Here is a 25,922-nt window from a genome sequence, read left to right on the forward strand (position 1 = left end):
TTCCTTATAGTCAGCAGGGTCCTGCGATTAAGCGCGGAATGGTATCACAGCTGGCGAGCCGGAGGCTCCAGGAAGCACATCCCGCGATCTTCGGCTCGGTCTGTGCGTACGTGAATCAATGGAGTCGTTTGCGGCTCATCAAGGTGGCAAGCTTCGCAGCATTCGGACGTTCCACGACGCCCTTCTCCGTTACGATCGCATCGATCAGGTCAGCCGGTGTGACATCGAATACCGGGTTGAATGCTTCGACATCTGCCGCGAACCGCTGACCATTGACTTCAAGCAACTCGTGACCGGCGCGCTCCTCGATGGGAATGTCATCGCCAGTTTCGAGATCCATGTCGATGGTCGAGCTTGGCGCCACCACCATGAACCGCACACCATGGTGCATCGCCAGCACGGCGAGCTGGTAGGTGCCGATTTTATTGGCCACGTCACCATTAGCGGTGATCCGATCAGCCCCAACGATGACCCAGGTGATGCCGCGCGTCTTCATCAGGTGCGCCGCCGCTGAATCGGCATTGAGCGCGACCGGCACACCCTCGCCTGCCAGCTCCCAAGCAGTCAGCCGGGAGCCTTGCAGCCAGGGCCGCGTTTCATCGACATAAACGCATTCAACAAGCCCTTCGAGATGCGCCCCACGAATGACCCCGAGCGCCGTACCGAAACCGCCGGTGGCCAACGCGCCGGTATTACAGTGAGTGAGCAGATTCTGAGGATTACCCTGATGTTTGCGGATCAGGTCAACGCCGAACTGCGCCATGGTGAGATTAGCTTCACGATCGCTTGCATGTATGGACGCGGCCTGAGCTTCAGCAGCAGTCAGCGGATCTTCGCCTGGCTTCAGTCGATCCAGCCGTTCGCGCATCTGATTTAACGCCCAAAACAGATTGACCGCGGTCGGTCGCGAGTCGGCCAGCACTTTGAAGTCCGCCTCCAGCGCCGCGCGCCAGTCGCTGGTTTCGGCGAGCCGAGCTCTGAGCCCCAACGCCAGCCCATAGGCCGCACTGATCCCGATCGCAGGAGCACCGCGCACGACCATCTCACGAATGGCCTGTGCCACCGCCGCCGCTGAATCGTAGGTGTGCCATATCTCTTCCAACGGCAATTTGCGCTGGTCGAGCAAACGCAGCTGCCCGCTCTGCCACTCGATAGCCTTCACTTTTTCCGCGGCCAACAAGCGTTCGCGCATGGCAATCCTCTCTTCGTTCTCTAAAGCTCCTGACCATCAGAAGCGAAACCGGTCTGTTCGTGTAGTGCGAGCCGGCGCATGAAAAAGCCCGGTCGTCTCCGAACCGGGCTTCAACATTCGATAGGGCATGCGGAGTGATTGAACACTCACGCCTCCATACCCGGGCGCGAATCCTAATCGACTGATTTTTACAGCACAAGCAAAGGGCGGCCAAGCGGTGAGTCAGGCACGACGCACGTGACTCGCGACCTAGCTTCGATTCGGCTGCGGAGTGAGGCGCAGATAAGGCTTCACCGCACGATATCCCTTTGGAAAACGCTGCTTAATTTCATTCTCGTCCTGAAGCGAAGGCACGATCACCACGTCGTCGCCATCCTGCCAGTTGGCTGGCGTCGCGACCTTATGGTTGTCGGTCAACTGCAACGAATCGATCACACGCAGGATTTCGTTGAAGTTTCGACCGGTGCTCGCTGGATACGTGATCGTCAGACGTACCTTCTTATTCGGATCGATGATGAACAGCGAACGTACCGTGAGGGTATCGTTGGCGTTGGGGTGAATCAGATCGTACAGCGCAGATACCTTACGATCAGCGTCAGCCAGGATCGGGAAATTGACTTGGGTGCTCTGCGTTTCATTGATGTCATCGATCCATTTCACATGCGAATCCACCGGATCCACGGATAGCGCAATAGCCTTGACGTTGCGCTTGGCAAATTCATCCTTGAGCTTGGCGGTGAAGCCGAGCTCGGTGGTGCACACCGGTGTGAAATCCGCCGGATGCGAGAACAGCACGCCCCAGCTGTCGCCGAGCCATTCATGAAAGTGGATTCGCCCTTCGCTGGAGTCCTGCTCGAAGTCGGGGGCAATATCACCAAGACGGATACTCATGTTTACTCTCCCGTGCAGTTGCTGTTAACGACCGCATAGAGGCAGGCGGTCGGGTCGTGAATCGTTTGCCTTAGGCCGTTCTACGAATCTGCTGAAGAATGCGGTCTTGCAAACGATACAAGTAAGCGAAGCCCTGCTCCCAGCGGGTATGCCCCGATTGAGTATTGATGTGGCCCGCGCCGTTGAGAATGACTGTCTCGCTGCCCCATTCCTGACCTAGCTGACGGGCTCTGCTCGCTGAAGCGGCGGAATCGTTATCGGAGCCGATCAGCAGGCTTGGAAACGGCAGGGCAAGGCTGGGAATCGGTGCGAAATTGCGCAAGGCATCGGGACAGTTATAGCGCTGCACATCAGCCGGGGCGACCAGCAATGCACCCTGCACCCGCTCCAGCGTGTCAGCCGAAGCTTGCACAGCCCAGTGGGCGACGGTGATGCATCCCAAGCTGTGCGCCAACAGGATCACTGGCTCAGCGCTGGATGAAATGCTCCGGTCCAGCTCGGCAACCCATTGTTCGCGAAGAGGGTTCTGCCAATCGGCCTGCTCTACCCGAGCACTGTTGGGCAGACGGCGCTGCCAATGACTTTGCCAGTGAGCGGCAGGCGAGCCTTGCCAGCCAGGTACGATCAGGTAGTGAATCGATTCGCTGCGCATTGCGACCTCCAACGTGATGAGCAAAGTCTAGCCACTACCAAATAAAACGGAAAAGAATAAAGGCTTATTTGTTTATGCTATTAAGTTTGCATAAACGCGTTTCCTTTGGGCGTTGTGCGGGGATTGGATGGCCCAATCACTCTTCCAGATCTGCCGGTTCATCGCTTCAACTTGACCGTCACTCCGGCAAAATTAATACTGTATTCATATACAGTATTCGGTGCCTCTCCTCATGTCCTCTGTGGTCGCCCTCAACCACCTACTTGATGCGCGCCGTTTGTGGCGCGGCCAGGGCAGTATCGTTTCGTCTGATACCCAGCCAACCGGACATTCCGCACTGGATGCCGCGCTGCCTGGCGGCGGCTGGCCAGAATCAGCGCTAAGCGAAATACTCTTCGCCAGTACTGGCATTGGCGAGCTGCGCCTGCTCTGGCCGACCCTCGCACGACTGACCAAGGCGAGAGAACGTGTGGTTCTGGTGGGACCTCCGCACGTGCCCTATCCCCAGGCCTGGCTGGCGGCCGGTATCGATCTCCGTCAATTGACGATCGTAAACGCTCAGGGTCGCGACGCCTTATGGGCCGCTGAGCAGTGTCTGCGTTCCGGTAGCTGTGGCGCGGTGCTGTGTTGGCCGCGACAGGTCGATGATCGTGCCTTGCGTCGGTTGCAGGTCGCTGCTGAGACCGGTCACACGCTTGCCTTCGCCTATCGCCCCTTGTGCGAAGCGGTCAACCCTTCGCCTGCGGCGCTGCGCCTGGCGGTCGAGACCCAGCCGGCCCAGTTGCGTGTTCTCAAATGTCGCGGGGGTTTGGCTCCGGCGCGCCCGATTCCCACCGCAGCATGGCACTAGACTGATCATGCTCTGGGTCTGCATTTTGCTGCCGCAACTGGCCATGGACGGTGTGCTGCGCAATCGCACCGAGACCGAAAGACCGCTGGCTCTCTTGAGCGGTACGCCACAGCGCCGCGTACTGCAGGCAGTCAATCCAGCCGCCCGGGCTCTCGGTCTCAAGCCGGGACAATCATTGATCGCCGCACAAGCGCTGACTCGTGCGTTTGCGACGGCCGACTACGACCTGGCATCCATTGAGCACTGGCAACAATTTCTCGCGGCCTGGGCTTATGGGTTCAGCTCACATGTGAGCCTGCATTACCCACGTTGCTTGCTCTTGGAGGTGCGATCCAGCCTCGGCCTGTTCGGCCCCTGGCCTCGTCTGGAGGCACGCTTGCGGAAAGAGCTCGTTGAGCTCGGCTTTCGGCATCGCATTACCCTGGCGCCCAATGCGGCGGCGGCGCGCGCATTGGCCAACGTGCATGACGGCTTGGCTGTGATGGATACCGAGACGCTGCTGCATGTACTGGGGCGACTGCCCGTGGACCGTATCGGCCTGCCGCGCGAAGCGGCGACGGCGCTGGTCCGCATGGGGCTGCGAACGTTCAAACAGGTGCTCGACTTGCCCCGCTCCGGTCTGGCCAGGCGTTTTCCTGCTGAGGTGATCAAGCACCTTGATACCCTGCTCGAACGGCGTCCTCTGGCGCTGGATTTCTACCGGCCGCCCGACCGCTTCGATGCCCGTATCGAATTGAACTTCGAAGTCGAGTCGCATCAAGCGTTGCTGTTTCCGCTGCGCCGGCTCACCGCCGACCTTGCCGCCTATCTGGCGGGTCGTGACAGTGGCGTACAGCGTTTCACCTTGCAGCTGGAACATCGCAACCTGGCCGATAGCGAGGTGGCGGTCGGCCTGCTCAGCGCCGAGCGAGATCCCGCCATGCTGTTCGAATTGACCCGCGGCCGGCTGGAGCATCTGCAACTGCCAGCACCGGTGCTGGCGTTGCGCCTGGTCGCGCGCGAGCTGCCGAGTTTTGCTCCTGAGCACCGCGAGCTGTTCGACGAGCGTCCTCAGCAATCGTTGCCCTGGGAACAACTCCGAGAGCGTTTACGGTCTCGCCTGGGCGATGACGCCGTGCAAGGACTTGCCGCGCAGGCCGATCATCGCCCCGAGTGCGCATGGCAGCCGCGACATGTCGCCCAGCACGAGTTTTCATCGGACATAGGACCCCGCCCCGGCTGGCTGCTGGTCGAAGCGAAACCCGTTCAGGAGTCGTCCGTGAACGTGCTAGCCGGTCCTGAGCGCATCGAATCCGGCTGGTGGGACGGTGGCGACGTGCGTCGCGACTACTATCTGGTTGAAACCCGCGCCGGGCAACGCGGCTGGGCGTTCCGTCCGGCAGAGGGAGGGCCGCTGTTATTGCACGGTTGGTTCGCATGATGACCGGCTACGCTGAACTCCATTGCCTGTCTAACTTCAGTTTCCAGCGGGGCGCCTCGAGTGCCCAGGAACTGTTCGAGCGCGCCTCGCGTCTCGGCTATGGAGCGCTGGCCATCACCGACGAGTGCACGCTGGCCGGTATCGTTCGGGCCTGGCAAGCCTCGAAGAATACGGGCCTGCCGTTGATCATCGGCAGCGAGTTCCAAGTCGAAGATGGGCCGAAACTGGTGCTGCTGGTCGAAGATCTGGTCGGTTACCAATCCCTCTGCCGTCTGATTACCCGTGCCCGGCGACGCGCAGACAAAGGCCGTTATCAACTTCTTCCCGAAGACGTAAGCGAACCCCTGACTGGGCTGTTGGCTATCTGGATAGCCCGCCAGGCCGATGCCGACGCCGAAGGCATTTGGCTGCGCGCATGTTTCCCTGAGCGCCTCTGGCTGGGCATCGAGCTGCACCGAGGGCCAGACGATAGGCAGCGTCTGTGTCAGTGGCAGGCCTTGGCCGCACGCCTGAACATACCCGCAGTAGCCTGTGGCGATGTTCACATGCATGCTCGTGGGCGCCGCGCCTTGCAGGACTGCATGACTGCCATTCGCTATCACCTACCGGTTGCAGACGCTGGCCGCTATCTATTCCCCAACGGTGAGCGGCATTTGCGCCGTTATGAGGAGCTCAGCCAGCTTTATCCCTCCGATCTGCTCTGCGAAACCCTGCGCATCGCCGAGCGTTGCAGGTTCGATCTCAGCCAGTTGAAATACCAATACCCGCATGAGCTGGTGCCTGCTGGTCATAGCGCTTCTTCCTGGCTACGCAAACTGGTCGAGGACGGCACTCGTTGGCGCTGGCCATCAGGCGCGACGGACAAGGCGCAGGCGCAGCTTGAACATGAACTACAGCTGATCACCGAACTCGGCTATGAAAGCTATTTCCTCACCGTGCACGACCTGGTGCGTTTCGCCCGTGAGCAGCACATCTTGTGTCAGGGACGCGGCTCGGCAGCCAATTCAGCAGTCTGTTTCGTGTTGGGAATCACCGAACTTGATCCGTCACAGAGCAAGCTGCTGTTCGAACGGTTTCTGTCCCGCGAACGCAACGAACCGCCAGATATCGACGTCGACTTCGAGCACGAGCGTCGTGAGGACGTCATTCAGTATGTGTTTCGACGTTATGGCCGCGCTCGTGCTGCACTGACGGCGGTGGCCAGCACTTACCACGCGACAGGTGCCATTCGTGACGTTGCCAAGACGCTCAACCTGCCACCGGATCAGGTCAATGCGCTGGCCGATTGCTGCGGACGCTGGAGCGACCGGGTTCCCGACGAAGAGCGACTGCGCGAGGCCGGCTTCGACCCGAGCAGCCCGGTGTTACACCGGGTGCTGGTGTTGACGGGCGAGTTGATCGGTTTCCCCCGCCACCTGTCGCAACACCCCGGTGGTTTCGTCATCTCTGAGCATTCACTTGAAACCCTGGTGCCGGTGGAGAACGCCAGCATGGCAGAGCGCACCGTAATCCAGTGGGATAAAGATGATCTTGATCTGATTGGCCTGCTCAAGGTCGATGTTCTAGCCCTCGGCATGCTCAGCGCATTGCGACGCTGTTTCAACCTGATCGAACACTATCGTGGAACGCGCTGGACCATTGCTACGCTGCCGCAGGAAGACCGCGCGACCTACGACATGATCAGTCGCGCTGATACCGTTGGGGTGTTCCAGATCGAATCGCGCGCGCAGATGGCGATGTTGCCGCGCCTTCGCCCCAAGACCTTTTATGACCTGGTCATTCAAGTCGCCATTGTTCGCCCGGGGCCCATCCAAGGCGACATGGTTCACCCCTACTTGCGCCGACGTAATGGTGAAGAGCGGGAGGACTACCCTTCCGAAGAGTTGAGACCGGTGTTCGAGCGCACCCTCGGTGTTCCGCTGTTTCAAGAGCAGGTCATGGAACTGGCGATCGTTGCCGCTGAGTACACGCCCGGAGAAGCTGACGAGCTGCGTCGTGCCATGGCCGCCTGGAAGCGTCATGGCGGCTTGGAGCCCCATCGCCAGCGCCTGACCGAGCGCATGCTTGCCCGAGGCTATGCTCCCGAGTTCACCGCACGGGTCTTCGAACAGATCAAGGGCTTCGGTAGTTACGGTTTTCCCGAATCTCATGCCGCCAGCTTCGCCCTGCTCACCTACGCCAGTTGCTGGCTGAAATGCCACGAGCCAGCCGCCTACGCCTGTGCTTTGATCAATAGCTGGCCGATGGGTTTCTACAATCCCGATCAGATTCTCCAGGACGCACGTCGCCACCACCTGGAAATCCGTCCGGTCGACGTCCATCACAGCAACTGGGATTGCAGCCTTGAGCCAACCGCCAACGAGCAACCCGCGATCCGGCTGGGCCTGCGTCTGGTACGCGGCTTTCGCGAAGAGGATGCACGACGCATCGAGGCCACGCGACGAGTTCAACCCTTCGCGGCCGTGGATGACCTGTGTCTTCGGGCACGTCTGGATGCCCGCGCACGCGAGCGACTGGCTGATGCGGGCGCCCTGCAAAGCCTTGCGGGGCACCGTCATCAGGCGCGCTGGGCTGTGGCCGGGATCGAGCCACAGCTGCCATTGTTCGCAGACCAAATCCCGACTCAGGAAGCTCCGGTACCGCTCCCCCTCCCCTCCACTGGCGAAGATTTGCTGACTGACTACGCCACCCTTGGCACCACGCTAGGCCCGCATCCGCTGGCCCTGTTACGCGGTCAGCTCACAAGCAAACGCTGCCGCAGTTCGAGCGAGTTAGCGAATGTCCCGCACGGCCGGATGGTCAGCGTTGCCGGTCTTGTGATCGGCCGTCAGCGACCCCAGACTGCCAGCGGCGTGATTTTTGTAACTCTGGAAGACGAGTTCGGCATGATCAACGTGGTGGTCTGGCGCGACCTGGCCGAGCGCCAACGAAGAGTGCTGATTCAGTCGCAGCTGCTGCGAGTCGACGGTCATCTTGAATCGGCAAACGGTGTACGGCATGTCATTGCCGGGCGTCTGAGCGACCTTTCGGACCTACTGACCGGACTAGACATTCGCAGCCGGGATTTTCAGTGAATTACTTACCTTGAGCCGGCACACAGCGCGGCCTGCCATGATCACCACACTTTGCATTCGGCCAGTTTCCGCGCTCGTCTCGTTTACAGAGCACTGAGTAGTCAACAGATTTACCCTGCGCCACGTCAGCGTGCCGAAACGCAGGAATGCTCATGTAAAGTGGCGCCTGCTATATCCGAAAATCTGCCTGTTTCAGCAGCCCGGCATCCATCTGATCGCAGCTGCTCGTTCGCGCAGACACGGCGCTCTTCTCATGGATCCGGTATTTCTTCAATGACCTCTCCAATTTCCCAGGCCGGAACCCCTGTTTCTGACGACACGTCACCCAGTCCGCTGGTCATCGGCATCATCTTTTCCTGCGCCCTCGCGCACCTCATCAATGACCTGATTCAGGCTGTGCTCCCGGCGATTTATCCAATGATTAAGGCCGAGTACAACCTGACCTTCACACAGGTTGGCTTGATCACCCTGACATTCCAGGCCACCGCCTCGCTGCTGCAACCTTGGATCGGCCTCTATACCGACCGGCATCCAAAACCGTTTCTGTTGCCCACCGGCGCGGTATGCACGTTGTTCGGCATTCTTATGCTCAGCGTCGTGAATACCTTCGGTGCGATCCTCATGGCATCGGCGCTGATCGGCATCGGCTCGTCTACTTTTCATCCTGAAACATCCCGTGTGGCCCGCCTGGCTTCGGGCGGCCGCTTTGGATTGGCCCAATCCACGTTTCAGGTAGGCGGAAACGCGGGCACCGCCATCGGTCCCTTACTGGCCGCTGCGATCATCGTCCCATTTGGCCAGGGCAACATCGTCTGGATTGGTTTGTTCGGCCTGTTTGCCATTGGCGTGCAATACAGGCTGAGCCGGTGGTATCGCCATCATTTGAATAACACCAAGCAAAAGAAAGCCACTCAACGTACCCACGGCCTTTCCCATCGAGAGATAGCTGCAGCGTTGGTCGTACTGGCGCTGCTCGTGCTCTCTAAGTACATCTACATGGCGAGCATCACCAATTACTTCACCTTCTACCTGATCGAAAAGTTTGGTCTTTCCGTCACCGGCTCCCAGTTGCACTTGTTTCTGTTTCTAGGCGCCGTTGCGGCGGGAACCTTTTTCGGCGGACCGATCGGCGACAGGATTGGCCGCAAGGCTGTGATCTGGTTTTCCATTCTTGGCGCGGCCCCCTTCGCGTTGGCAATGCCTTACCTGGATCTATTCTGGACGACCGTTTTCAGCGTGATCATCGGCTTTATTCTGGCCTCAGCCTTCTCCGCGATTGTGGTGTACGCGCAGGAACTCGTCCCCGGCAACGTGGGCATGATTGCCGGCGTGTTCTTCGGACTTATGTTTGGTATCAGCGGGATATCGGCAGCAGCGCTTGGCCATCTGGCGGACCTACGCGGAATTGAATACGTCTATCGGCTGTGCGCATTCATGCCGCTGCTGGGCCTGCTGACTGTTCTCTTACCCGCTACCAACGCTAAACGCGACGCTTCACCCGCCACGTGCCAGTCTGACTCACGCGTCGGATAACCGAACGCAAGCCGATCCGTCGAGGTTACGCTCCCTCCGCTTTACGGATGTCGGCGGGTCTCACCGGCCGCATCAGAGTGTCATTTGGCGAATCGCACCGTTTGCAGCGACGCTTAGCGCCCGCTGCACCTGTAAGCGTGAGCGGGCTCCACTTTGCGCGAGTTAACACTTCTACATTTACTCCTCCCCCACCCAATGACAGGCGCACAGGCCCAACGCATCATGCGCGTTCGTTGTAGAGCCGCAGTCAAAAGGATCGGGCCCCATGCCACCTACACTCTCAGCCTCTTCACTGGACTACGCCGGTCAAAGCTCGCCGGGGCGAAAGCGCAGTCATAACGAAGACGCTGTGCTTTGCGCGCCAGCGCTGGGGCTGTGGGCAATTGCCGATGGCATGGGTGGACACGAATGCGGTGAGGTTGCCAGTAACCTGGCACTGTCGGCGCTACACCAAGCTGTTGCAAACGGTGAATCATTGGAGTCTGCGGTTCAGCTTGCCAACCAAGCGGTGCTGGAAGCCTCTGTTGGCGAGGACATGGGCACGACATTGGTGGCGGCCCTTTTTGACGGGTTCGACTTCGAGCTTGCCTGGGTGGGTGACAGTCGAGCCTATCGGGTGACCTCTCATGGCATTGAGCAGCTGAGCCGCGACCACAGCTGGGTGCAGATGATGGTCGATGCGGGAGAACTGGATGCAGTCGATGCTCAGGCGCACGCCTGGCGCAACATCATCATGCGGTGTCTAGGCCGCGATGAGGCACTCGACGTTGGCGTCTACAGCGGCACCTTGAGAGCCGATGAGTTATTGCTGCTCTGCAGCGATGGCCTCACCAACGAGCTGACCGACGCCCAAATACACGCCAGCTGTACCTTCGCCGATACGCTCGAAAATCTGGTCGAGCAGCTAATCAGCCAAGCAAACCGACACGGCGGACGCGACAATATTTCCTGCATCGTGGTCGGCCGGACGGTGCCTCCGCCTGTGGTCGAGTCACGCCGGCGCCGACTCGTCGATATGCTGTTAAAAACCCTCAAGTCGTAAGAGTAGGCGCGATTTAATGACGCAACGGATGCTTGAAATACCCGGTTATCGCCTACACAAGCGGTTAGGAAAAGGCGGAATGGCCGAGGTTTATCTCGCCACTCAGCTCTCGCTGGATCGTGAGGTAGCGGTGAAGGTGCTTCTACGGACGGAAGATGCTGCCTTTATCGAGCGGTTCATTCAGGAGGGCCACATCGTGGCCTCGCTGCGCCACCCCGCCATCATCACTATTCATGACATCGGCCAGATTACGGACGGTCGGCATTACCTGGCGATGGAATACATTGGCGGCGGTGACCTGGCGCAGCATCGCGGCATCGTGTTTTCCCCGTCACGAGCGCTGGACATCGTCCGTCAGCTAGCTGGAGGGCTTGCGGTCGTGCACGACGGCGGCCTGGTTCACCGAGACGTCAAGCCCGCTAACATTCTGTTTCGGAATGATGGAAGTGTCGTTCTGACCGACTTCGGAGTGGCCAAGGCGGTCGAGCTGGATAACGAACTCACTCATTTTGGCATCGCGGTGGGCAGCCCCGCCTACAGCAGCCCCGAACAGGCCCAATGCCAGCCGCTTGATGCCAGAAGCGACATCTACAGCCTTGGCGTCATACTTGCTGAGATGCTCACCGGGACCAATCCATTCCGCGCAGCCAGCTATCCGCAAACGGTCCTCAACCATATGCAAATGCCGCCGCCGGAACTACCGCCGGCATTGGCAGCTTATCAACCGCTGCTGGCCGGGATGCTGGCCAAGCAACCAGATAATCGCTTCCGCAATTGCCGCGAGCTATTGGAAGCCATTGACACGCTTACCGAGCCGGACATGGACATGACCCGCATCGCACCAGCGGTCCTCATCGCGCCACCACCCAGACGACGCCTGCGACGACGCGGTTTCGCCCGCCTGGGGGCGATAAGCGCAGCACTGCTGTTGGCGACCACGGCTGCAGGCATCGGCGGGTATCAATGGTTGCAGTACAGCCGCGTCAGCGACCTTCTAAGCCGCGCCGAGTTAAGGCTGGCAAATGGGGATCTCCTAGCGCCAGCGTCCGACAATGCGGATTATTACTATCGTCAGGCTTTGCGCCTGGATAACGATAACGCCCAGGCACTCGCCGGCCTGCGACGTGTTCTTGATGCGCGCATTGCCCAAGCCTTGGAATCAGCGGCGCAGCGCATGGCCAACGATCAGCTATTGGAACCCGCTGAAGACAGCGCAGTGCATTATTTCCGCCAGGTATTGGGATGGGTGCCCGGTAACGAAGCGGCTCAGCTTGGCTTGGCGCAGGTGAGCGAACGCTATGTCGAGCTCGCTGAATCTGCTTACAGCCGGCGCGAATACGCCCTGGCGCAGGAATACATTCACCAAGGCCTTGAGGTTGCCCCTACACATGCCAATTTGCTGGCTCTTCGCGACGACCATGCGCAGCGTGTTGCCAAGGCCTACACACCAAAAGTAGCGACGCGAACCGCGGCCAACAATTCGCGAGCCACCCCAAGCACCACGAAAACCTCCCAAGCGCCGGCCAATCCGATCAAACGCTTGTGGAATCGGGTATTCAACCAGTAATCATAGTTCGATCGTTCGGCTCAAAGCTGATCATTCCTTTCCGTTCAAGGTGTTCTACACATGCTCAGGATCCACTTCGTTGACAATCGCCAGAGCCCTGTCTGGCTTGCCGATGAACGTTTCACACTTGGCTCGGACCCGCGTAACAATCTAGTGCTGGATGAGGCGGGGATCGCACCCTTCCATGCCGAGCTGCGTCTCGATAGTCGCTTTTACTACCTGACTGACCTTGGCTCGCCGGGCGGAACCTTTATCAATAACGAGCAGGTCGGAGAGCGCTATCAGGTCCGTTCGGGCGACCGCGTGCGTTTGGGCACACTAGAACTGGAGATCGTCGATCCGGCGAAGGCCGGAGCGAAGGTAAAGGCCGCCCCGCGCTGGTTATTGCAGGTCGTAACGGGTGAAAACCAGGGGCACAAATATCACATCACCGGCTCGATGACCTTTGGCCGCTCAGTGAAATGCGAGCTCTGCTTCAGCGACCCTGATCTATCGCGCCGGCACGCGGAGTTCTATCTGAAAGATGATGTACTCCAGGTTAAGGATCTGGCGTCGGCCAATGGACTGCTGGTGAATCGGGTCAAGGTGACTAACGCATTACTGCAGCCGGGCGATCAGGTTCAGTTGGGCAATACGACGCTGCTGGTTATCGGGCCAAAGGTGCAAATGCCGGCAATGGAGGATGAAGACGCTACCGTGTTCGTCCGTGTAGCCGACTTGCCCGTCACGGCCGAGGCCAAGGCTGTCCGACCTCGCCCCGCCACGCCCAATCCGCTGCGCGCTGCTCCTGCTGTTGCCGATACAAGCACCGTGACTGTCGGTGCGGGCCCACAGCAGAAATCGGGATGGCGACTGGTTCTTCTGCTTGGGGCGCTGGGGCTGGCCATTGCCGCCGCCCTCGTTGCGCAGCGATTGGTCTAGCGAATCGCTTCAGCCGTACTGGCTATGGCCGGAGCCATCGGATCGTTTACGAAACAGCGCAAGCAGACTGATCGGCCGATCGCGAGACCTCGATCAGAAGACCTGGCTCCGCCCTGTGTGCGAACAACCACCAGCCATGCGCCGTGGCGATCTCCTGACAGATGGCGAGGCCCAGACCCGCGCCCTGGTCGCGCCGGTGCGGCCCCCGCCAAAATCGCTCGTAGAGGTGCGCGAGCTGCGCCTCGTCCACACCGGGGCCCCAATCGCGCAAGGTTAGCTTGCTGCTGCATACGTCTATATGGACTTGGCTGCCACGAGGCGCATGCTGGATCGCATTTTCGAGCAGGTTCTTGAGTAGCGTGAACAGCGCCCCTCGGTCAGCCAGCCAAGGCGACTCAGCGCGATCGCCTGTCACCACCAGCTCTACCCCCGCTGCATCGGCCATGCGCTGCAGGTAATCGGCGGCTTCGCGCGCCACTTCCGGCACGCCCACCGCAGCGAAACGGTAGCTCTGGATCTCGCTCGCTTCGGCCAGGTGAAGCAACTGATGCACCTGCCGCGTCATGTGCTCCACGTCGCTAAGCAATGGTTGGCGACCATCGCCCTGATCCATCAGCTCGACTTGCGCGCGGATCAATGCGAGTGGTGTCTTCAGCTCGTGCGCCGCTGTCGCGAGAAACTCCTGCTGCACCCGGTACCCATGTTCCAGCCGCTCAAGCGCCTTGTTGAAACTGTTCACCAGCGGCGCAATTTCATTGGGAGCGGCGTCACTGGGCAGCCGGGCATGAAGCGAGCGAGTTGAGATTTTGGCCGCAGCATTCGAGATATCCCGCAGCGGTTTGAAAGCATACCTGAGGGTCACGTACACGCAGGCGCCAAAGACGAACAGCAGAATCAGACTGAACAGCGTGACCCCCACCCCGGTGGACGGCAGCGTGAATTGGTGGTGTATCAATTGAAGGAACCGCGTACTGGCGGAAAACTGCACATACCAGGTTCGTCCCTCATGCTCGACGGCGGCCGTGGCGCCCTGCATCTGCACCCCTCTCTGCATGAACTGGAAGCTTCCGGTTGGCACCGGGCCAGCTTCCTCCATTTCAGGCCAGATGACCTCACTGCCAGGCAAGGTCAGAACGACCTTCCCCGACTCGTCCAGAGCGCGGTAGGCGGTTTCCTGATTGAGGCTGTCAAATACCCATTCAAAGTCGGTGACGTCGACGGCGACCGGCACACCGTTGCCGTCGAACAGCAGGTCTTTGCCTATTTCAGTGGTTGTATCCGCCACTTCCGCCATTGCGAGCATGTCGCCCTGATAGGCCGTCAGTACAATCACAACGACCGCGATAATGGCGGTGGTCAGCGTCGCCCCCGCCACGTAGGCGAGCATTACCTTTAGGGCAAGGCTATTGGTCCAGCTCGTGCTCGCGAAGCGCATAGCCGTGCCCCCTGACGTTGATGATCTTGTAGCCGGAACCGATGACGAGCAGCTTTCGGCGAATACGGTGCAACGCAACGTCCAGCGCATTTGGCGTGACGGCTTCACTCAATCCCCAGGCAGCGGCTTCGAGCGCCCTGCGCCGCACCACCTGTTCGCAATTGCCCATCAGCAGCAGCATGATCTGCATCTCAGCTGGAGACAGTGCTACGCGTTTATCCCTGCGCGACAGGACGCCGGTGTCGGCATGCAGCGTTATGTCGCCGCAACTAGGAACTGGCTCGCTGATTACCACGGGGCGACGCAGCAAGGCTCGCACCCTGGCCACCATCTCATCCATGGCGAACGGCTTGGGCAGATAGTCATCCGCCCCGGCATCCAGGCCCTCGACGCGATCATGCAAGGCATCGCGGGCGGTCAATACCAGGCAGGGCAAACCCTGCCCAGCCTTGCGTAGACGCTGCAGCAGAAACAGCCCATCGCCGTCCGGCAGGCCCCTGTCCAGGATCATGGCCTGGTAGGAAAGCTGCCGGATGGCCGCCCAGGCGGCGTCCGTTCGACCAACCACATCGACGGCGATCCCTGCGCCCGCCAGTCCTTTGCATATCAGCTGCGCCAGGCGTTCGTGATCCTCCACCAGAAGAATGCGGCTCATTCGAAGCGGTAAAGATAGCCAAACACCACCTGGTTCGCGGTAGAGCGATCAACCAGTGGACTGTCCTTGATTTCACTGCCAAGGCGCACGGCCTCGAGATCGAGGAACACGGAGTGCCGTTGATCGAACATATAGGTTCCACGAACCCCGATTTCAGTATTCACGGTGCTTTTTCCATCGTAGGTGGGACGGTCAAAACGCGCTTCGCTGTCGCGGACGCCGAAATAGTAGTCGACGTAATCCTTGTCCAACCAGGTGGCGGCTACCCATGGGGTCAGCATGATGTGCTCGCCAAACTCCCACGTCCGTTCCAGGCCAAGGGAAGCCTGCTGACCCTCGCTGTCTCCCGATGCGTCGGCAAGCCATTCTGCGCTGACGTTGACGACCTCGTTCTCCCATTCGACCTTCGCGCCGGCCCAGAAGCCACCGTCGCGATCGTCCATCCCATCGAGGATCCGCGCATCGCCTTCTTCATAGCCGCTCTCGTCGTACGTGGCGACGATGCTGAAGTTGAACCGCTGCGCATCGCTGATCCGCAGGCCGGGCAGCTTGAACTCGACAGTGGGGCCAAACACCTCAACATAGGTGTTTTCATAGTAGATCAGCGGTAGCGCGTCGCTCTCACGATCGATATTGGTGTACGGATCCTGGGAACTGGCGGCGCCAATGCCCAGCCCCCAGGACGTGGCCTCCTCGGGATACTCGAACTCGGCGGCCCGGACCGGGGCCGATGCCAGGCCAACCACAAAGGCCGAAGCGCCCATGGCGCGGATGACTGCACGCGAGATGCGCAAAGCAGGTAAGCGGGACAGATACATGGAGCTCTCCAGAACAAGGTAGATGGCGCCCCTATCGTTCCGAGTGTCGTCTTACCGAACACTTACCGATCTGCGCTTTATTTTTCTCCCATCAGTAAGCCTCTGGAAAGATTCACCAGCCGATAGTGACTCCCGACGCAACACCCAGCGGCCGCTCGCTGGTGACCGCGCAAAATGAAGGGAGGACACATCTTTGAATGCACCGTTTGGGCTGCGATGGTTCCTGCTGTCAGCTATTGCACTGACTGGCTGCGCATCGATTGCCCCCCCTCCTATCCCGGGTGTCGATGCACCGGTCGCCGCCCAGTGGCATGCCCCGCTTTCCCATGAGGGCAGGCTCCAGAGTCTCGCTCGCTGGTGGGCTCAGTTTGACGATCCGCTCCTGTTAAGCCTCATCGAGGATGGACAGGATGCTAGCGCGACGCTGGCCCAAGCGCTGGCGCGTATTGCCGATGCACAAGCGACACGTGTCGGGCGCGACGCGGCGTTGATGCCCTCCTTGGACGCAACCGTCGACGCCAGTCGTGGCCGGCCCGAGATTGGAGACCCGGTTGGCACGATGTCTTCCGCCGGCCTGAGGGCCAGCTGGGAGCTGGACCTGTTCGGTGCCAACCGCGCTGCTTCCAGCGCCGCACAGGCGCGGTTCGAAGCGAGCCTGGCCGGGTGGCATGACGCCAGGGTCTCCATCGCAGCTGAGATCGCGACAACCTATGTCGACTTGCGGGCTTGCCAGGCGCAGGTGATACAAGCCGAGCTGGATGCTCAGTCCCGTAGCGAAACCTCTCGGTTGACCAGCCTGATGGCCAGCCGCGGTTTCCAATCACCTGCCGAAGCCCACCTAGCCCTGGCGAGTGCGGCGCAAGGACAGGTAACGCTAGCCGAACGACGCGCCCAGTGTGAATCCCTGATCAAGTCGCTCGTTGCGCTGACCGCCAGGAACGAGGCTGAACTCCGTAACCAACTGGCCGGTGCGAACGCACACTTGCCGGAACCTGCACATTTTCGCGTCGCCTCCGTGCCCGCCCGTGTACTCATGCAGCGTCCCGATCTCTATGCCGCTGCACGCGATGTAGTGATCGCGAGCGCCGAATCGGTACAGGCGCAGGCGTTGCGCTGGCCCCGCGTGACCCTCAGCGGAAACATCGGCAGCAGCCGCCTCTCCGAGGGTGGCATGACTACCGATGGGACGGTCTGGAGCCTTGGACCGGTAGCACTAACGCTACCCCTGTTCGATGGTGGTGTACGCCGCGCGAACGCCGAGGCGGCACGCGTGCGTTACGACCTTGCGGCAGTGATCTTCGCCGATCGCTTGCGCGAAGCAATCCGGGAGATTGAGACGGCGCTCGTCTCGCTGCACAGCACGGCGGCACGTAGCGACGATGCGCGCCGCGCCGCTGACGGCTTCGAGCGTTCGTATGAAGCCGTTGGCGCAGGCTACCGGGCCGGTACCGCCAGTCTTTTCGATCTTGAGGATGCGCGCCGCAGCATGGTCACCGCGCAGGTCACGCTGATAGCGCTGCAACGCGAGCACGTGGCTAGCTGGATTGCCTTGTACCGAGCCGTCGGAGGCGGCTGGTCTGCCGAGGCGCTGGAGGAAGTCGCCGGCACCTGAGCGGCCAATAAAGCCATTCGCAACCTGGCAGCCGCCCGGTCGCTTCACGACGACGCGCCATTTGCGCAGGATTTCGACTGACATGAAAAGAACCACCCACCGAACCGTTTTCGTCGTGATGAGCGTATTCGCGACCCTCGCCCTTCTACTGTTGCCATTGGCTGCCTGGGTTCCCAGCCGCGACGTTAACGGCGAGCCGCCTGCCGTTTCGGCAAAGCCTTCGCTGACGGTCTCGGTCACCAAGCTGGAGCCGACCACTCTCCCCGTTCGGGTACCGGCCAACGGCAATATCCAGCCGTGGCAGGAGGCAATCATCGGCACGGAGGCGGATGGCCTTCGCCTGGCCGACGTCATGGTCAACGTGGGCGACAGGGTCACGCGTGGCCAGGTGCTCGCGGCCTTTGCGTCCGACACCCTGAGTGCCAAGCTTGCCCAAAGCCACGCAGCCACAGCGGAGGCCGAAGCGGCGCTCGCCGAAGCAGAAGCCAATGCGCAAAGGGCACGGGACCTGCAAACCAGCGGCGCGCTCTCGGCGCAGCAGATCAATCAGTACGTCACCGCAGAAAATACTGCGCAAGCGCGCCTGGAAGCTGCTCGCGCCACGGAGCGGATGCAACGCCTTCGCCTGTCCCAAACCCGGGTGCTGGCACCCGACGACGGTGTGATTTCAGCCAGGAGCGCGACCCTCGGTGCTGTACTTGCGGCGGGTGAAGAACTGTTCCGCCTGATTCGTGGCAACCGCCTCGAATGGCGCGCCGAGGTGGCCGCAGCGGACCTTGATCGGTTGCGACCCGGGCAGACCGCGCAGCTGCGCTTGGCGGATGGCCAGGCTCTGGAGGGTCGACTGCGAATGATCGCTCCGCTGGTGGACATCCAGAGCCGCAACGCACTGATCTATGTGGACCTTCCGGCTGATAGCCCTGCGCGTGCAGGCATGTTTGCGCAGGGCGAATTCGAGGTCGGAACGGACCAGACCATGACCTTGCCCCAGAGCGCAGTGCAGCTGCGCGACGGCTTCAGCTATGTGCTGCGCATCGGGCCGGATTCGAAGGTTCGGCAGACCCGGGTAACGACCGGCCGGCGAATGCACGACCGCGTCGAAATCATCGCCGGTGTGGATGCCGACAGTCCCGTAGTGCTGACCGGAGGCGGTTTTCTCGTCGATGGCGACCTGGTCCGCGTCGTCGAAGACCTGCCCGTCTCGGGTCACGACCCGCTGGCTGCCAGCCCGGCCCCCTCGCCCATCCCTACGCGGTTGATCGAGGAGCTGAAATGAGCATCAACGTCTCGTCCTGGTCGATCCGCAATCCGACACCAGCCATCCTGCTGTTCGCCCTGCTCACCTTCGCCGGCCTGATGGGCTTCGGCCTGATGAAGATTCAAGAATTTCCCGACATCGACCTGCCGATGATCACGGTGACCGCCGAGCTACCGGGCGCCTCGCCCGCACAGCTGGAAAATGATGTGGCGCGCAAGATCGAGGATTCGCTCGCGACAGTGCAAGGCGTCAGGCACATCCAGACCATCCTGAGTGACGGCACCGCGGACATCGCGGTGGAGTTCCGCCTCGAAAAGGAGACCCAGGAAGCGCTGGACGACGTGCGCGATGCGGTGGCTCGGGTACGCGCCGACCTGCCTGTCGATCTGCGTGATCCGGTGATCAGGAAGCTGGAAGTCGCCGGGTCGCCGATCCTGACCTATACGGTCGCCGCGGCGAACATGGATGAGCAGGCATTGTCCTGGTTCGTCGACCATGACGTCAGCAAGGCGTTGCTTGCGGTGCCCGGCGTCGGCTCCGTCTCCCGTGTCGGCGGCGTCAGTCGGGAGGTTCGCGTGGAGCTGGATCCGGCGCACCTGCTCGCGCTGAACACCACTGCCCTGGACATCTCCCAGCAACTGCGGCAGGTCCAGCAGGAAGCGTCTGGCGGCCGCGTCTACCTCGGCGGTGGTGAACAGACGGTACGCACCATCGCCACAGTCCAGTCTGCTGAGGAGATCGCCACGCTCGAGGTCACCCTCAGCGACGGGCGAAGGGTTCGGCTTGGCCAGGTGGCGACGGTCACCGACACGGTTGCGGAGCCACGATCAGCCGCCCTTCTTGATGGCGAGGCAGTGGTCGGTTTCGAAATCGTGCGTGCCCGCGGCGCCGGTGAGGTGGACGTCGCCGACGGGGTTCGTGGCGCCCTTGACGGTCTTAAGGCCAATCACCCCGAAATCACAGTCACCGAGGCATTCAACTCTGTCGATCAGGTGGTCGAGAACTACGACGGCTCGATGCGCCTGCTGTACGAAGGGGCGGCGCTGGCCGTGCTGGTGGTGTTCCTCTTTTTGCGCAACTGGCGTGCGACCCTCGTGGCCGCGGTGGCCTTGCCGCTGTCAGCCATTCCGACCTTTGCCGTGATGCATTGGATGGGCTTTTCGCTCAACATCGTGACGCTGTTGTCCCTGTCGCTGGTGATCGGGGTGCTGGTGGACGACGCCATCGTCGAGATCGAGAACATCGAACGCCATCTGCGCATGGGCAAGACGCCTTACCAGGCAGCAATGGAGGCCGCTGACGAGATCGGGCTGGCGGTTGTCGCCACCACCTTCACCCTCATTGCAGTCTTCCTGCCAACCGCGTTCATGAGCGGTACCGTCGGCAAGTTCTTCGTCCAGTTCGGCTGGACGGCAGCCATTGCGGTGTTCTTCTCGCTGGTCGTCGCGCGAATGCTCACGCCGCTGATGGCGGCCTACCTGCTGCGGCCGCCAAAACAGCATTCGCAGGTGCCACCTCGCTGGCTGAGCCTTTATCTGACCTGGATGCAATGGTGCCTGCGCCATCGAATGCTCACGGTCTTGGGAGCAACGGCATTCTTCACGGGCGGGTTGATGTTGGCGGCATCATTGCCGGACACCTTCCTGCCGCCGGATGACGACTGGCAGACCCAGGTCACGGTTACGCTCGCGCCAGGCAGCAAACTGGGCGACACCCTTTTGCTCGCCGAGCAAGCGCGCCGGCTCATCGAGCAGAATCCGCACGTGAAGATGGTGTACACCGCCATCGGCGGAAGCGCTTCCGGTGACGACCCGGTCGAGCCACCCGGGAGTTCGGCTGGAAATGTTCGAACGGCGGTGCTGACGCTCAACATGACGCACCGCAATGACCGCCCTGGAGTCACCAAGCAGCACATCGAAAGCCAGCTGCGCGATGCGCTTGCCGTATTACCCGGCGCGCGGGTCAGAGTCGGCATGGGTGGTTCGGAAGAATATGTGCTAGTACTGGCAGGTGAGGATGGTCAGTTGCTGAGCCGGCATGCGCAGCAAGTTGAGCGCGAGCTGCGCACCATTCCCGGCGTTGGTGCGATCACCTCGACTGCCAGCCTGGTGCGTCCCGAGCTGATCGTTCGACCGGACTTCGTCCGCGCAGCCGACCTCGGCGTGACGACCGCAGCAATCGCCGACACCCTACGCGTCGCTACCCTGGGTGATTACGATCAGAACTTGGCCAAGCTCAGCTTTAGCGAGCGCCAGGTGCCCGTTGTCGTGCGGCTCACCGATGCCGCACGCGGGGATATCCAGACGCTCAAGCGCCTGCCGATAGCCGGCGCACGCGGCCCGGTGCCGCTGGAAAACGTCGCCACGCTGGAGATCGGAAGCGGCCCCGTCGAGATCACGCGCTTCGACAGGATGCGCAACGTCAATGTCGAAATCGAACTGAATGGCGAAGCCCTAGGTGACATCGAGCAGGCAATACTGGCATTGCCCAGCCTGCGGAACCTGCCGCCTGGCGTAGTACAGACCACCGTCGGAGACGCCGAAGCCATGGACGAGCTTGCCACGGGGTTCGGCTTGGCGATGCTGACGGGTGTGCTATGCATCTACATAGTGCTGGTGCTGCTGCTGAAGGACTTCATGCAGCCGCTAACGATTCTAGCCGCACCGATGCTGTCGATTCCCGGCGCCTTCATCGCCCTCTTCGTCACCGCAACCGCTATGTCGTTGCCGGCCATGATCGGGCTCATCATGCTGATGGGCATCGCCACCAAGAACTCGATCCTACTGATCGACTACATCATCCTCGCGCGCCGCGACCATGGCCTGACACGCCGGGAGGCGATCATCGACGCGTGCAGCAAGCGTGCCAGCCCGATCATCATGACTACCCTGGCCATGGGCGCCGGGATGCTGCCGGTAGCGCTGGGATGGGGTGCAGACCCGAGCTTCCGGTCGCCAATGGGCATTGTGGTGATAGGCGGGCTGATTACCTCAACCGTGCTGAGCCTGCTTATCATCCCGGTGCTGTTTACCTACGTGGATGATGCCGTGCAGTGGTTAGGTAGACATACACATCGCCCTGATACAGCGCTGGCGAGTGGAACCGGTTAGAACACGGGCGCGTTTTCAACATAAGAACGCGCCTCAAGCCGGCGCATTGCCCACCGCTGGCTGATCAATCATTAAACCGCCGCATAGACAGAGCGGTGTCTCTCAGTCGCTGAGCGAAATAGATCCGCGACGAGATAAACCAAGCGACCTGATTTCATCGGGTCAAAACCCGAAGATACCCCCAAAACTCCCAGTGTCAGACCAACGAAACCTTGCAAACGCTTGTATCAATAAGGTCGAGCGCGTTATCCACAGAAGCTGTGGATAAATCTGTGCACAGACGCTGGATGAGTCGCCCAAACGCCCGCCCGGCGGGGCCTAAGATCAGATCGGTGAGTTTTTGCTCGATCAACTTTACTCTTTAATAATCAATAACTTATCTAACTAGCTCATCAACAAACGAAACGGCATCAGATGATGCATTACCTCTCCGCCGTGAATGTGCATAACAAATCCCTGTCAACGGATTTTTAAGATGATTTAGATGCAATAACGCTGGACAAATCGCTTAGCTGGTTCTATTAGGAGGCCCCATCGCAACATTGTCGCGATCGTCATCTTCCTCTAGCGCGAACACCCGTGCGTTTACGGTTTCATCTCGACGGAAAAACGGGAGGAGCCACGAAAAGTCACGCGCATGAAAAAGGCCGGAGCTTTCGCTACCGGCCTAAGTCGTTTATCAAATTGGTCGGGACGGAGTGATTCGAACACTCGACCCCTTGCACCCCATGCAAGTGCGCTACCAGGCTGCGCTACGCCCCGACGATGTATTCAGCTTGCTGAAAACGGATTGAACTATACATTAAGCGACTGAATATGTGAAAGTTTTTTGTGCGAAGCGGCTAGTTCTTTAAAACCTGCAGTACATCTTCAAGCTCAGTAATCATTTGCCTGATCAATTGCTTGTATTGGGTGGTGTCTTCTCGAGCCTCGTCGCCGGACATCCGCTGTCGAGCGCCGCCAATCGTAAACCCTTGCTCGTAGAGCAGCGATCGAATCTGCCGAATCATCAGCACATCCTGGCGCTGGTAATAACGCCGATTACCGCGACGCTTCACAGGGTTCAGCTGTGGAAACTCTTGCTCCCAGTAGCGCAGCACGTGCGGTTTGACCGCACATAGCTCGCTGACCTCACCAATAGTGAAGTAGCGTTTACCAGGTATAGTCGGCAGTTCGTCGTTATGACTTGGTTCCAGCATACGCTTCGACTCTGGCTTTTAATTTTTGCCCTGGCCGGAATGTCACGACGCGCCGCGCCGTGATCGGAATCTCTTCACCGGTTTTTGGGTTACGCCCCGGACGCTGTCGTTTGTCGCGCAGGTCGAAGTTGCCGAACCCGGACAGCTTGACCTGCTCGTTGTGCTCGAGCGCCTGACGGATTTCCTCGAAAAACAGCTCGACCAGTTCCTTGGCCTCGCGCTTATTCAAGCCTAGCTCCTCGTATAGACGTTCCGCCATTTCAGCTTTCGTCAGAGCCCCCATACGCTATTTCCTTAACGTGGCGTTGAACCTTTCTTCCAGGGAGGCGAGGATTTCTTGCATTGCACCACTCACCTCATCGTCGTTTAGAGTGCGTGAAGGGTGCTGCCAGGTCAAGCCGACTGCCACACTTTTGCTAAGCGGATCAATACCTTTACCTTGATAGACATCAAATAGCTTGAGGTCCGTAAGGTTTTCCCCAGCAGCTTCGCGAATGCACAGCAACACATCGTCCGCAGACACCTCGAGCCCGACCAGAATCGCGATGTCGCGACGCACTTCAGGGAAGCGAGACAGCTCTGAAAAGCGCGGAAGCCGACCTTCGCTGATTTCAGCAATCAGCAGCTCGAATAGATAAACCGGCTGATCAATACCCAGCGTTGCGGCGAGTTCAGGATGAAGACTTCCGATGTACCCGACCGCACGCCCTTCGCGCTCGATCCTCGCGGTCTGCCCAGGGTGCAGTGCCGGGTGCTCGGCGGCTACGAAACCATACGCAGCGGCATCGCCACCATATCCAAGCAAGGCCTCGACGTCGGCTTTGACGTCATAAAAATCCGCTGCTCCTCGATCGTTGCCCCAAGCTTCGGGCAGCCGGCTACCAGTGATGACCCCCGCCAACATCGGCTCTTGCTTCAGGTTCGCAAGTTGGCCGACGAATCGAAGACCGCTTTCAAACAGGCGTACACGGGTCTGTTGACGATTGAGGTTGTGCTGCAATGCCTTGATCAAGCCTGGCCAGAGCGTCGTACGCATGGCCGCCATGTCCGATGAGATCGGGTTGGCCAATTGCAGGGGCTCGACACCAGGGCTGAACAGCTCGAACATTTTCGGATCGATGAAGCTGTAAGTGATCGCTTCTTGATAGCCACGGGCAACCAGCAAGCGGCGCAAAGCGGGCAATTCGGCTCGAGATTCAGGGCTGGCTTCGGGCGCCAGGCGTGCCTGTGGATAACGCACCGGCAGGCGGTCGTAACCATACAAGCGGCCCAACTCCTCGATTAGGTCCACTTCCAGGCTGATATCAAACCGATGACTGGGAACGCTCACTTCCCAGGCTCCAGCGCCGTGCTCAACCACACCCAGCCCCAGAGCCGACAGCAGCGACACGATCTGATCGTCAGCCATGCTCAATCCGAGCATTTGCTCAACGCGATCCTTCCGAAGCAAAATTGGCGCCACGCGGGGAACATCGGGTTCACTGGTGACTTCGATTACAGGGCCGGCGCTGCCCCCAACGATGTCCAGCAGCAGCGCAGTGGCTCTCTCCATCCCTTGATGGGTCAGTTGAGAATCCACCCCGCGCTCGAATCGATGCGATGCATCAGTATGCAACCCATAGGAGCGCGCCTTGCCGGCGAGTGCGATTGTGTCGAAGAAGGCGCTTTCCAGGAACAGATCTTGGGTAGAAGCGCTGACACCGCTGTGTTCTCCACCCATCACGCCTGCAATAGCGAGGGCGCGCTGATGGTCGGCGATCACCAGCGTATCGGAACGCAGGGTTAGTTCTTGTCCGTCGAGCAAGACGAGTTTTTCCTGCTCCTCTGCCATCCGAACCCTAATGCCGCCATTGATCTCGGCAAGATCGAAGGCATGCAACGGTTGCCCCAGTTCGAGCATCACATAGTTGGTCACGTCCACCACCGCATCGATGCTGCGGATGTCGGACCGACGTAGCCGCTCGACCATCCACAGCGGCGTCGGTCGCGATAGATCAACATTACGAATCACGCGTCCTATGTAGCGTGGACAAGCTTGCGGTGCCAACACATCGACGGCGCGCACCTCATCATGACTCGCAGCAACCGAAACGATATCGGCTGAAGCGACCGTCTCGCCGTAAATCGCTCCTACTTCACGGGCAAGCCCGGCTATGGAAAGGCAATCGCCACGATTCGGCGTAAGACCGATCTCGATGCTGGCGTCGTCCAGCCCGAGATAGGCTCTTAGATCGCTACCAACCGGAGCATCGCTCGCCAACTCCATAAGCCCGCTGTCATCAGTACCAATCTGCAGCTCGGTTTCAGAGCAGAGCATGCCGTTGGATTCGACGCCACGGAGCTTGGCTTTCTTGATCTTGAAATCGCCCGGCAGTTTTGCGCCAATCATAGCGAAGGGAATCTTCAGGCCTTGACGCACGTTCGGCGCACCACAGACGACCTGAAAGGCTTCGCTGCCATTGCTAACTTGGCAAACGCGCAATTTGTCCGCATCAGGATGCTGCTCGGTGCTAAGCACCTCGCCCACAACTACACCGCTGAAGTCGCCGGCAACCGGGGTCACCGCATCGACCTCAAGGCCTACCATCGACAGACGTGCCACTAGCTCCTCTCGGGAAACTTGTGGATTGACCCAGGTACGCAACCACTGTTCGCTGAATTTCATCCTGCTCTCCTAAATATTCTTTGACTGG

General features: G+C 60.1%; 19 protein-coding genes and 1 tRNA gene. 10 read left to right on the forward strand and 10 right to left on the reverse strand.

Going from position 1 to position 25,922, the window contains the following annotated elements; all coding sequences use genetic code 11:
* Window positions 1–115: 115 nt before the first annotated feature.
* From mtnA to K4O48_RS11985, 3 genes are all read right to left on the reverse strand, one after another.
* Window positions 116–1,192 (reverse strand): S-methyl-5-thioribose-1-phosphate isomerase, encoded by a 1,077-nt coding sequence (gene mtnA, locus K4O48_RS11975; RefSeq protein ID WP_222908502.1) that lies wholly within the window; start codon window positions 1,190–1,192, stop codon window positions 116–118.
* 249 nt (window positions 1,193–1,441) lie between these two features.
* Window positions 1,442–2,083 (reverse strand): peroxiredoxin, encoded by a 642-nt coding sequence (locus K4O48_RS11980; RefSeq protein WP_222908504.1) that lies wholly within the window; start codon window positions 2,081–2,083, stop codon window positions 1,442–1,444.
* Between the two features lie 70 nt (window positions 2,084–2,153).
* Entirely contained in the window at window positions 2,154–2,735 is a 582-nt protein-coding gene (locus K4O48_RS11985; RefSeq protein WP_222908506.1) for an alpha/beta hydrolase, read from the reverse strand.
* 232 nt (window positions 2,736–2,967) lie between these two features.
* On the opposite strand from K4O48_RS11985, the gene imuA reads away from it, so the two are divergent.
* The 7 genes from imuA (at window position 2,968) to K4O48_RS12020 (ending at window position 13,142) form a co-directional block, all read left to right on the forward strand.
* The gene (gene imuA, locus K4O48_RS11990; RefSeq protein ID WP_222908509.1) at window positions 2,968–3,585 is read left to right on the forward strand and encodes a translesion DNA synthesis-associated protein ImuA; all 618 of its coding nucleotides are present in this window, start codon (window positions 2,968–2,970) and stop codon (window positions 3,583–3,585) included.
* A gap of 7 nt (window positions 3,586–3,592) precedes the next feature.
* Window positions 3,593–5,005, forward strand: coding sequence for a Y-family DNA polymerase (locus tag K4O48_RS11995; RefSeq protein ID WP_222908512.1), 1,413 nt, complete (start codon window positions 3,593–3,595; stop codon window positions 5,003–5,005).
* Complete coding sequence (locus K4O48_RS12000) at window positions 5,002–8,079, forward strand: error-prone DNA polymerase (protein WP_222908514.1); 3,078 nt, start codon at window positions 5,002–5,004, stop codon at window positions 8,077–8,079. The genes K4O48_RS11995 and K4O48_RS12000 overlap by 4 nt, the downstream gene beginning before the upstream one ends.
* Before the next feature lie 273 nt (window positions 8,080–8,352).
* Window positions 8,353–9,612, forward strand: coding sequence for an MFS transporter (locus tag K4O48_RS12005; RefSeq protein WP_222912082.1), 1,260 nt, complete (start codon window positions 8,353–8,355; stop codon window positions 9,610–9,612).
* Window positions 9,613–9,877: 265 nt separating this feature from the next.
* The gene (locus K4O48_RS12010; RefSeq protein ID WP_222908516.1) at window positions 9,878–10,654 is read left to right on the forward strand and encodes a PP2C family protein-serine/threonine phosphatase; all 777 of its coding nucleotides are present in this window, start codon (window positions 9,878–9,880) and stop codon (window positions 10,652–10,654) included.
* Window positions 10,655–10,670: 16 nt separating this feature from the next.
* Window positions 10,671–12,221, forward strand: coding sequence for a serine/threonine-protein kinase (locus K4O48_RS12015; protein WP_222908519.1), 1,551 nt, complete (start codon window positions 10,671–10,673; stop codon window positions 12,219–12,221).
* 60 nt (window positions 12,222–12,281) lie between these two features.
* The gene (locus K4O48_RS12020; RefSeq protein ID WP_222908521.1) at window positions 12,282–13,142 is read left to right on the forward strand and encodes an FHA domain-containing protein; all 861 of its coding nucleotides are present in this window, start codon (window positions 12,282–12,284) and stop codon (window positions 13,140–13,142) included.
* A 46-nt stretch (window positions 13,143–13,188) separates the two neighbouring features.
* On the opposite strand, the gene K4O48_RS12025 is transcribed toward K4O48_RS12020, so the two are convergent.
* From K4O48_RS12025 to K4O48_RS12035, 3 genes are read right to left on the reverse strand one after another with little or no spacing between them, the layout of a single operon-like run.
* Entirely contained in the window at window positions 13,189–14,577 is a 1,389-nt protein-coding gene (locus tag K4O48_RS12025; RefSeq protein ID WP_222908523.1) for an ATP-binding protein, read from the reverse strand.
* Window positions 14,546–15,232, reverse strand: coding sequence for a response regulator transcription factor (locus K4O48_RS12030; protein ID WP_222908524.1), 687 nt, complete (start codon window positions 15,230–15,232; stop codon window positions 14,546–14,548). The genes K4O48_RS12025 and K4O48_RS12030 overlap by 32 nt, the downstream gene beginning before the upstream one ends.
* The gene (locus K4O48_RS12035; RefSeq protein ID WP_260523617.1) at window positions 15,229–16,050 is read right to left on the reverse strand and encodes a MipA/OmpV family protein; all 822 of its coding nucleotides are present in this window, start codon (window positions 16,048–16,050) and stop codon (window positions 15,229–15,231) included. The genes K4O48_RS12030 and K4O48_RS12035 overlap by 4 nt, the downstream gene beginning before the upstream one ends.
* Window positions 16,051–16,243: 193 nt before the next feature.
* Between K4O48_RS12035 and K4O48_RS12040 the strand changes: the two genes are divergently transcribed.
* The 3 genes from K4O48_RS12040 to K4O48_RS12050 all read left to right on the forward strand — a co-directional run bounded on the left by K4O48_RS12040 (window position 16,244) and on the right by K4O48_RS12050 (window position 22,030).
* Window positions 16,244–17,662, forward strand: coding sequence for an efflux transporter outer membrane subunit (locus K4O48_RS12040; RefSeq protein WP_222908525.1), 1,419 nt, complete (start codon window positions 16,244–16,246; stop codon window positions 17,660–17,662).
* A gap of 82 nt (window positions 17,663–17,744) precedes the next feature.
* Window positions 17,745–18,938: an efflux RND transporter periplasmic adaptor subunit gene (locus tag K4O48_RS12045; RefSeq protein ID WP_260523618.1), complete on the forward strand. Its 1,194-nt coding sequence runs from the start codon at window positions 17,745–17,747 to the stop codon at window positions 18,936–18,938.
* Entirely contained in the window at window positions 18,935–22,030 is a 3,096-nt protein-coding gene (locus tag K4O48_RS12050; RefSeq protein WP_260523619.1) for an efflux RND transporter permease subunit, read from the forward strand. The genes K4O48_RS12045 and K4O48_RS12050 overlap by 4 nt, the downstream gene beginning before the upstream one ends.
* A 685-nt stretch (window positions 22,031–22,715) precedes the next feature.
* Here K4O48_RS12050 and K4O48_RS12055 read toward each other — a convergent pair.
* From K4O48_RS12055 to pheT, 4 genes are all read right to left on the reverse strand, one after another.
* Window positions 22,716–22,792 (reverse strand) — tRNA-Pro (locus tag K4O48_RS12055).
* A gap of 80 nt (window positions 22,793–22,872) precedes the next feature.
* Window positions 22,873–23,229, reverse strand: a complete 357-nt coding sequence (locus tag K4O48_RS12060; protein ID WP_025242142.1) for a MerR family transcriptional regulator — start codon at window positions 23,227–23,229, stop codon at window positions 22,873–22,875.
* Complete coding sequence (ihfA, locus tag K4O48_RS12065; RefSeq protein WP_003282572.1) at window positions 23,210–23,512, reverse strand: integration host factor subunit alpha; 303 nt, start codon at window positions 23,510–23,512, stop codon at window positions 23,210–23,212. The genes K4O48_RS12060 and ihfA overlap by 20 nt, the downstream gene beginning before the upstream one ends.
* Window positions 23,513–23,515: 3 nt before the next feature.
* Window positions 23,516–25,894: a phenylalanine--tRNA ligase subunit beta gene (gene pheT / locus K4O48_RS12070; RefSeq protein ID WP_222908527.1), complete on the reverse strand. Its 2,379-nt coding sequence runs from the start codon at window positions 25,892–25,894 to the stop codon at window positions 23,516–23,518.
* Window positions 25,895–25,922 lie beyond the last annotated feature (28 nt).

Source organism: Pseudomonas sp. DNDY-54, assembly GCF_019880365.1.
GTDB lineage: Bacteria > Pseudomonadota > Gammaproteobacteria > Pseudomonadales > Pseudomonadaceae > Stutzerimonas > Stutzerimonas stutzeri_P.